The 8623-nt window shown below is 41.8% G+C and carries 8 protein-coding genes and 1 pseudogene; 2 read left to right on the forward strand and 7 right to left on the reverse strand.

Features of this window, described 5'->3' with window-relative positions; genetic code table 11:
- Positions 1–217: 217 nt before the first annotated feature.
- From Q0541_RS09270 to Q0541_RS09300, 7 genes are all read right to left on the reverse strand, one after another.
- On the reverse strand, positions 218–691 hold the full coding sequence (locus Q0541_RS09270) for an FAD-dependent monooxygenase (RefSeq protein WP_298908647.1): 474 nt from the start codon (positions 689–691) through the stop codon (positions 218–220).
- Positions 684–1049, reverse strand: a complete 366-nt coding sequence (locus Q0541_RS09275) for a hypothetical protein (RefSeq protein ID WP_298908650.1) — start codon at positions 1047–1049, stop codon at positions 684–686. Before Q0541_RS09275 ends, Q0541_RS09270 begins: the two co-directional genes overlap by 8 nt.
- Positions 1049–1315: an NAD(P)-binding protein gene (locus tag Q0541_RS09280; protein WP_298908651.1), complete on the reverse strand. Its 267-nt coding sequence runs from the start codon at positions 1313–1315 to the stop codon at positions 1049–1051. The genes Q0541_RS09275 and Q0541_RS09280 overlap by 1 nt, the downstream gene beginning before the upstream one ends.
- Entirely contained in the window at positions 1312–1458 is a 147-nt protein-coding gene (locus Q0541_RS09285; protein WP_298908653.1) for a hypothetical protein, read from the reverse strand. The genes Q0541_RS09280 and Q0541_RS09285 overlap by 4 nt, the downstream gene beginning before the upstream one ends.
- A 78-nt stretch (positions 1459–1536) precedes the next feature.
- Positions 1537–1770 (reverse strand): hypothetical protein, encoded by a 234-nt coding sequence (locus Q0541_RS09290; protein ID WP_298908656.1) that lies wholly within the window; start codon positions 1768–1770, stop codon positions 1537–1539.
- 34 nt (positions 1771–1804) lie between these two features.
- Complete coding sequence (locus tag Q0541_RS09295; RefSeq protein ID WP_298908658.1) at positions 1805–2329, reverse strand: DUF2085 domain-containing protein; 525 nt, start codon at positions 2327–2329, stop codon at positions 1805–1807.
- Between the two features lie 42 nt (positions 2330–2371).
- A complete protein-coding gene (locus Q0541_RS09300) occupies positions 2372–4483 on the reverse strand; it encodes a TIGR00300 family protein (protein ID WP_298908661.1) in 2112 nt (703 codons plus the stop codon).
- 1341 nt (positions 4484–5824) lie between these two features.
- On the opposite strand from Q0541_RS09300, the gene Q0541_RS09305 reads away from it, so the two are divergent.
- The gene (locus Q0541_RS09305; RefSeq protein WP_298908664.1) at positions 5825–7405 is read left to right on the forward strand and encodes a glycosyltransferase family 39 protein; all 1581 of its coding nucleotides are present in this window, start codon (positions 5825–5827) and stop codon (positions 7403–7405) included.
- 200 nt (positions 7406–7605) lie between these two features.
- Positions 7606–8623: pseudogene (locus tag Q0541_RS09310) on the forward strand (DUF2157 domain-containing protein); the annotation flags it as partial.

Genomic DNA, 8623 nt, shown 5'->3' on the forward strand with positions numbered 1-8623 from the left:
GGTTTTTTCTTTTCATACGGAAAGAACTACAGTTTTCAAGGTGGACGCGGTTTATATCAAGTTCGGGTGATTACTTATAATAAAATCTGTCAATGTAGGTTGGGGTTTCACTAGCGTTCAACCCAATATTTACTTCTTGTTAATGTTGGGTTCCCCTGCGGGAAGCCCCTTTGGGTCTACGTTCCTCAACCCAATTATGGTTACAGTCACCGCAATATTATCGATCCACTGACAATTGCTTGGAACAACTTTGTTTTGCCACTTTGGGTGGATTTGAAAGCACTTTCTTAGCAAGCCAGATCCAAAATCTATTCTCGTGGAGTACTTGCACATAGTTAGCATCCACTTGATTGAGCCGAGCAAAGATGATTGGTTGTCTGAGTACAACAACCCATAGCAACGTGGTGACTTTGTAGAGAAGTCCCAGCCAACGGTGGTAAAAGATTAATGCAATCAGTCCAAGGTCAGAAGCAGCATGACCTTCTTCGACTTGTTGAGCAGAAAACTGAGGTAACACAAGCGACAATTGATCGTCGTGCTGCCTAAGCAATGAGTCAAGGACAACTGCATCTTTAATCGCTGCGGTGCAACCTTGTCCCAAAAAGCTGAACATAGAGTGTGCAGCGTCCCCAATCAATACTACCTGACCTTGCAAGTCATGATAGTAGCGACATTGACTCCAGTTATTCATGCCCTGGCTGGGCTGCCAGGAATGCCGCAGCTTGATCTCTATTAAGTTTGAGTGCAGGGAAGTTTTTTGGCAACATCTCCTGCAATAACTGCTGTAATTCCTCTGGGCTTGTAATTCCATAAGGATTAATCCGATCGTTACTGCCTACTGGTTGCCAGAAAATCAGTGCAGTCAAATCGCCATCTTTTCGCGGTAAGCAGCCACCAAAAACAAGCCCAAATTGAGTGTTTCGCTCTTGAAGTCGAATGATGCGAGGTGGAGATTGTTGTAGTTCTGGCGGCATCGATAGTTGCAGTACTTTCCACACATGTGGTCGTTGCAGCTGTTGAAAATCGATTTCGTCTGGTTTTGAAAGCATTAAGGCATTTCGGATGGTCGAGTGAATCCCGTCTGCTCCCACTTTTTCGCGTTGCTCCTCTTCTCTTGTAACCCTTCAATACTGTTCAACCATTGCTGTACTTTTGTGCCTAATCCCAAGCTGAACCCTCGACTGTCTGCATATTCTAAATCAGTAGGATTTTGGTTAGAGTCATATAGTTGTATTGTATGGTTTTGGCTAAGGGCAAGTAATCGATGGGCTAAGAATAAGCCAGCCGGGCCCGCACCAATAATGACGATATTCATATTAACGTGAGTTCGACGAGTTGATTACTGAATTGGCGTTCTAATATTGTAAATACTAGCGATCGCTGATTAGTGACTTTGAGTTTGACCAAGGCTGTTAGTCGAATGGTGCGACGCCAAATAGCCCGTCGTAGACATCGCATTCAAATTAGACCAGAGTTTAATAGCTGGGATAACAATGGAAGTTTTTCAACTTGCATTTTTGTATTTGCATCGCCGTGCTATCTAAATGCAACCTGCTGCAATGCAATTGTATCGACTGACAATGCGATTGTTTTGACTGACAATACGATTGTTTTGACTTGTAATGCAATTGTTTCGACTAACAATGCAATTGTTTCGACTTGCAATGCAATTGTTTTGACTGACAATACGATTGTTTTGACTTGCAATGCAATTGTATCGACTGACAATGCCATTGTTTCGACTGACAATGCGATTGCATCGACCTGCAAAAATTAATCCCCTCTACAAGTTGTGATATAAAATCTACAATTGGGTTAAGCTGGTTTTAGCACCCCGCCACCCGTGCAAAATAGGCATAGTAAACAATCCCCACGCCAAACCCGTAATCAATCCAAAAGGCGTAACCAGATAGTTATTAAAACTCCAAAAACCGAAAATCTGTGCTGCCAATTCCAAAGGATAAGCCATCATCAGCACACTTGCGCTCGCCGCACCACTTAAGCCATACTGACTCAACCAGTAAAAACCTTGACCACCAGTTACCCCATACAGCAGACGAGTAATCAGCAAACCCGTTACAGTGCCGTAGCAGCGCATACACACAGCCATAATAAACGGTGGTGCCAAATCTAACCCCATAGCTGGTTGCGGACATACATGATTACCCATGAAATAAATGATGTCCGCAATCTCTCCAAGTAACCACACCCCAGACGCAGCCAGAAAGGGAGCCACTGGCGGGCCAAAAACCATCCCCGCCAGCATAAAATCAGCAATCAAACTGACCCAATTAACTTGCAACTCTTCACTAAAAGCTACTCTTGTCATTCCCTTTCTTCGCGTCCTTCGCGTTCTTTGCGGTTCGTCTCCTTAACCTATCTTATTAACATAGGGACTTGTCAACTTATCCAACTGTTGAATCAATAGACTAAGGAACAATCCCACATCCGTCACCACACCCACCGATTCCACAGAACCGCGATCGCTTAACTTAGTCACCACAGCTGGATTAATATCCACACACACCATCTTTACCCCCGCCGGAGTCATATTCCCCACCCCAATCGAGTGCAGCATTGATGACAGCATCAAAATCATCTCCGTACCTTCTAGGTGTTTGGCATATTCCTCCTGTGCTTTAATCAAATTCATTTCGGTATCAGGCAAAGGCCCGTCATCCCGAATCGATCCAGCAAGCACAAAAGGCACATTATTGTGGACACACTCATACATCACGCCACTTTTAATTGCCCCCGCTTCCACAGCTTTGGGAATACTGCCATAACGGCGGATACTATTAATTACCTTCAGGTGATGGCGGTGTCCACCATGCACGGCGACACCTCGCTTCATGTCCACACCCAAGGAAGTGCCCATGATATTTTGCTCGATGTCGTGAACTGCGATCGCATTACCAGCCAACAGCGCTTGCACGTATCCTTCCCGAATCAGTTGCGCTAGGTGTTCACCGCCACCAGTGTGAATCACCACGGGCCCAGCCGTGACCACAACTTTACCACCAGCATCGCGGATTTTCCGCAATTCCCAAGCCACTTGCTCAACGACCAATTCCACGCGCCGTTCGCTGGAAACTCCCGCCGACATAAAGCTGAATTCTTGAGTGCTGCGTAGTTCCCGCGATTCCGTTTTGCGGATGGTGCGGATACCTAGCACGTCTACAATTACCTGTTCGCCAACTTTTAAATCGCGGAGTATTTTACACCGAGCAACTAAGCCATTAGCAGTTTCGGTAATTGCGATCGCGCCATCCATCCGTTGATTTTCCACCTTCACCCACTGTCCATTAATCCTGACTTCGGTGGGATAAATTGTACTGACGTAGAAATCATCAGGCGCTACACCATCTTGGATTACAGGCTCCAGTTTGGCGTCTCGCTCATCATGCGGTAAATCTACTGCACCCAAATCAATCAACATTGAGATGATTTCTTCCATCACCTCATGGGATGGTGCTGATACCCTCACATCAGCGGCTGAGGTACTTTGTCGTTGTTCTCCCAAGTTGAAATTCAGGACTTTGAAGCTTCCCCCGGCATCTATAATCAAATCCAAAGCGCGGTTAATTAAGCCTGCGTCGAGCAAGTGTCCTTCCATGCGAATGACGCGGCTTTCTACCGAGACATTGGCATGAATTTCGTCTCTTACTGGTTCTGTCACCCGCAGAGTTAAGCATTTAGCCGCGCCACCAGCTTTGAGAAATTCCGTAAGTGGCGTTTCCAGCACTTGGAAACCTGCATCCGCAAGGCGGGTTTTCAAAGCATCACTCGTCTTGTTCATGATGACGATGCTATCCACATTCACCGCATTACAAGCGAAGTTGACTGCATCAGCCTCTTCAATTGCGATTCGCTTTTCTGGTGCGACTCGCATTTCGATTAAGCGGTTGGAGTAAGAATCAAAAGCACCTGGATAATATAGCAAATAGCCATTTGCTAGGGGACAAAAACAGGTATCCAGGTGATAGAAACGTTCATCTATGAGTCGCAGGGAAAGCACCTCAATATCCAGCCATTTCGCTAGATAAGGGTGAGAATCTAATTCCGAGCGGAAACCGTATCCCGCCCATAACCAGCGGCCTTCCCGATCCAGCAGTGCGTCTCCTGCTCCCTCAAAAGGCAAATCTTTGGGAAGTTCATTGACTGTATAACCATTTCCCTCAAACCATTGTTTGAAGAAAGGCTCCTCTCCCTGACGTTCTTTGTGCAAAAAGCGACTGAGGACGACGTTATCCCCAAGTACTAAGCCAGCATTGGCGGTAAAAACCAAATCAGGCCAACCTTTTTCAGGTGGTACTAAGTCTACAATGGCGTGTTGTTTGAGAATCTGGTGTAATCCCTGCCACTGTTCCACGGCGCGATCGCGCGATGATTTGTGAATATTCCCTTCCATCCAGGGATTTATCACATAGTCCACATCATAGTGATCAGGAGGGCACATCAAAAAGCGAATACGGGAAGTCATAAAAATCTTACAAGCGTTTTATATGCTACAAGCCTATTTTGGATACAGATTTTCGATTTACTCACATTTGGTAAAATCTGCAACTAGAACTTCTATCTTTTGATAGTTGAAGGCTTTGGCTTCGTCCTTAATTCTATTACTGGAAGATGGTAATAAGTAGAGAAGCTGGCAAAATAGGCTTGAACTGGTGGCCCTGACTGTTTCAGTAGTGCTGAGTTAGGCTGCTCTTAGCAAAGGGGTGAAGGGGCGGGGGGAAAATTTCCCCGCAACAAAAATTTTCTTTTCCTGGTTGATAGGCGCGATCGCAACTATAGGAGCAATACTATCGTAGGGGCGAATCAGCCAGGTAAGGCATGAATAATAAATATCCGCGCTACGGAGCGATCGCTAGCGCAAGTCTACTCGATATACCAGACTCAGGATCTTCCGCTGTTGCAAGGTTGGGGTTTAAAGAAATGTTAACGTACCTTTGGTTTCAATCCTACTCGAAGGCGTATTTATCGTGTTTTCATATAAACTTACCAAATCTTTTTATTTTTCACAAAAATATTTAATATTTAGATTAATTTATACTATGCAATTACAGATAAACAATTGCATTTATTATGGTATCTTATTGCCAAAAGCTGGAAAATTTTTGAGACTTTGTAAACTTAGGATACTTTTAGCTTAAATATTTATAGACGATTTGCTGATGATTAAATATTAATTTTGGAGATAAAATTCAGATGTTTACTTGCTAAATTGGATCATTATGTTAAACACAAATAGTTAGAAAAATACCAATAAAATATTATTAACTTTTGCTATTATTTTTATAACGGAATCTTATGGTTTAAATTCCAAGTAATTATTCAAATTCAACTTAGGAAAATTTATATAGTAATAATCAATCAAAACTCCCTTATGTTTAATTTGTAAATTATATAAATCCTAATTTATGTCTTTTACTATATTCAAAGGATATTTTGAAAGTGTTTTTCTGTAATTTTAAGCACTTGTTGATACCAACAAGAAGACTTTGAAAACAGCTTTTCAGAGATTCTAATTTACTTTGCTATTACCAATGAGCTATTAAAAACTTCTGAATTGCCTGTTACAAATGTGGTTAAAAATATTTTATTATCATAATTCATATTTATCACAGTGGGTGATAACATATACAATTTGTACTTTCTGGTTTAATCAGAAACTGAATTTGGGAATTGACCAGCATAAAATATTTGTAGCGGTTTGCAATACGTCTTAGAGTAACATTAGAACCAAAATGTATGCTAATAACCGATTCTGACAATAAATTTTACCACCGTTTATTAAGACTTTGAGGAGATTGAAAACTGGATGAAAAAGCAATTATCACAGAACTGGCTTATTTCTAAATCTTGGTTACGTTTTTTAATCATCATCCTATTAGTAATAGGTGTATTTTTTCGATTTGTAAATCTTGACAAAAAAATTTATTGGGGTGATGAAGTTTACTCATCAATACGCATATCTGGCTATCTGGCGTCAGAAACGAGAGAGCAGTTAAGTAATGGTCGTTTGCTCACCATGAAAGATTTGCAGAAATACCAGTATCCCAATCCTGAAAGAAATGCAGTTGATACAATTAAAGGAGTTATTTTAGAAGACTCACAGATTTTGCCGCTATACCTTTTGCTGACTCGGTTTTGGATAGAGTTGTTTGGCAATTCTGTAGCAGTGACAAGAAGTTTTTCAGCAGTCATTAGTTTGCTCACCTTTCCTTGTATTTATTGGCTATGTCGAGAATTATTTGAGTCTTCATTAGTAGCGTGGATGGCCATGGCGTTGGTGGCCGTTTCACCTGTTCACGTTTTGTATGCACAAGAAGCACGAGCCTACAGTTTAGCAATAGTAGCCGTCTTAATGTCGAGTGCAGCACTACTGCGAGCCATGCGCCTTAAAACAAAAGTTAGTTGGTGCATTTATGCAGCAACATTGTCACTAGGGTTTTATAGCCATTTATTTCTTTTTCTTGTTGCTCTGGCACAGGGAATCTATGTAATTGTAATCGAACGCTTCCGATTCAGTAAAACCTTAATATCTTACCTGCTTTCATTGCTTGCGGGAGTTCTGACTTTCGTACCTTGGATTTGGATTATTATTACCCATCCTCAGCCAGCATCAGTAAGTTGGGCAAGTACTAAACAAACATTCTTTCCGTCAGCTATCAGGTGGGCTGGTATCTTTAGTCGGACGTTTCTCGATTTAGGTATTAGCCCTAGCGACCCAGGAAAACTTAAGATTGCCTTAATTCCTTTTATTTTAATTATTTTAACTCTAATTATCTACTCAATTTATGTTATTTGTCGAAGAAGCACTAAAGAAGTTTGGTTATTTGTCTTAACCTTAATTGGGTCTGTAGGGGTTCCCCTACTAATAATGGATTTCGTCTTTCAAAAACGATACGCTACTACTCGATATACACTTCCCTCAGTTTTAGGTATAGAGTTAGCTGTTGCTTACCTATTTACCACTAAAATCACGTCTAATTCTCCTAAAATTTGGCGAAAAAAGCTCTGGTCATTGGTAGCGTCTATAGTAATTATCAGCGGAGTCATATCTTGTACAATCAGTTCTCAAGCCCAGATGTGGTGGAACAAATTACCGGAAAGAAACCACGAATATCCTCAAACTGCTAATATTATTAGTCAAGCTAATAAACCACTTTTAATTAGTGACGCTGACATAATTCCAATCCAAATACTTGCTCACTTACTTGAGCCAAAAGTGCAATTTCAAATCGTCACTAAAAATCATTTACCAGAGATTACTAATGGTTTTACTGACATATTCTTGTTTAATCCATCTAACTTCTTAAAAGCTGGAATTGAGAAAATTTATAACTCAAAGTTACAGCAAATAAACGACATTCTCTGGAAAATAACAAAATCCACTTGACATACTCCTCGCCTTCTTGTGGGCGGTCTTTTTTTCCCCTACCTCTAAATAAGGTGCAACTTAAAAGCAGACAGTTGGCATTTGAATATCGCTCGTAGGTTAAAAATTAATATCAATTAGCCTCATAAGTGGCACAACTAGAGCGGAAATATACTTTAATTAAATCATGATTTAAGTATATAGTTATACTGCTCCCGCTTATGTCATCACCCGTTGAGCGCCCGCTAAAATTTGAAATCAGACTGCCATCCTCCCATCCTCAGTTATTAGAAGGACTAGATATATGGCTGCGCTTAGGTTTGATATCTGATACCCAAGTCAAGCAGCTATGCCAAGAGTTTCTGGTGTGTATATTGGTGTTGCAACCCCAGCCGGAAGCGGAAACAAAGGTAGCATTTGTAACTTCTGACCCGGTGCGGCAGTTGCCCGTAGCAGCTTTACAATCTAATAACCGTAGCCAACCGCAACAAAAACCAGTTAAACCCAACTTTATCAGCACAATGTTGCAGTCCTTGGGGGCAGAACTGAGTGTCCGCTGGCTGCTTTTTCTAGGGGTATTCTTGGTAGTGGTATCCTCTGGGGTACTGGCTGCGAGTCAATGGGAGAGGTTTCCTGCTTCTGGACAGTATGGAGTTTTATTTGCTTATACTTTGAGTTTTTGGGGGTTAAGCTTTTGGGCGATTAGGCAAAGTAATCTCAGATTGACGGCTCAGACATTGCTGATTGTCACCCTTTTGTTAATCCCAGTGAACTTTTGGGCAATGGATAGCTTTCGGTTGTGGCAAAATCCTGTGGATTGGATTGTCGTTGCGATCGCCTGCCCGACTCTTACTGCTATAACTGTTTTACTCTCCAAAAATCGGACTATTTTTGCCAATTTACATACCAGCAAATTACCTCTAGCAAATATTTTGGGGCTGAGTTATCTGCATTGGGGTTGGCAATTAAGAGGATTTCCCTTAATTGCTGTTTATCTGGCAATGATCGGCACAACTATTATTACTGTTTATCATCATTCCCAACAGCCTAATCCGATCAGCGAGGAAGATCGGCGCGATGTCTACGACGGGCTACGCCTACGCCGCAGCTTAAGTATTAGTTTGACTGCGGCTATAATTATTTATGCTTTGATAGTGCTGCTGGTGCGGGCGATTTTTGTTGCTGGGGTAAATGTCACTCAGTTGGGGTTAGCTATTGGTATTTGCGGCTGGTTGGTGA

Source organism: uncultured Nostoc sp. (genome assembly GCF_937863485.1).
GTDB lineage: Bacteria > Cyanobacteriota > Cyanobacteriia > Cyanobacteriales > Nostocaceae > Nostoc.

What these genes read in the sequence shown, in the direction of transcription:
- Q0541_RS09280 (WP_298908651.1), bottom strand. Translation starts at nt 1,315, where the DNA reads ATGAATATCGTCATTATTGGTGCGGGCCCGGCTGGCTTATTCTTAGCC.
- Q0541_RS09300 (WP_298908661.1), bottom strand. Translation starts at nt 4,483, where the DNA reads ATGACTTCCCGTATTCGCTTTTTGATGTGCCCTCCTGATCACTATGAT.
- Q0541_RS09295 (WP_298908658.1), bottom strand. Translation starts at nt 2,329, where the DNA reads ATGACAAGAGTAGCTTTTAGTGAAGAGTTGCAAGTTAATTGGGTCAGT.
- Q0541_RS09275 (WP_298908650.1), bottom strand. Translation starts at nt 1,049, where the DNA reads ATGCTTTCAAAACCAGACGAAATCGATTTTCAACAGCTGCAACGACCA.
- Q0541_RS09270 (WP_298908647.1), bottom strand. Translation starts at nt 691, where the DNA reads ATGAATAACTGGAGTCAATGTCGCTACTATCATGACTTGCAAGGTCAG.
- Q0541_RS09305 (WP_298908664.1), top strand. Translation starts at nt 5,825, where the DNA reads ATGAAAAAGCAATTATCACAGAACTGGCTTATTTCTAAATCTTGGTTA.
- Q0541_RS09285 (WP_298908653.1), bottom strand. Translation starts at nt 1,458, where the DNA reads ATGCGATGTCTACGACGGGCTATTTGGCGTCGCACCATTCGACTAACA.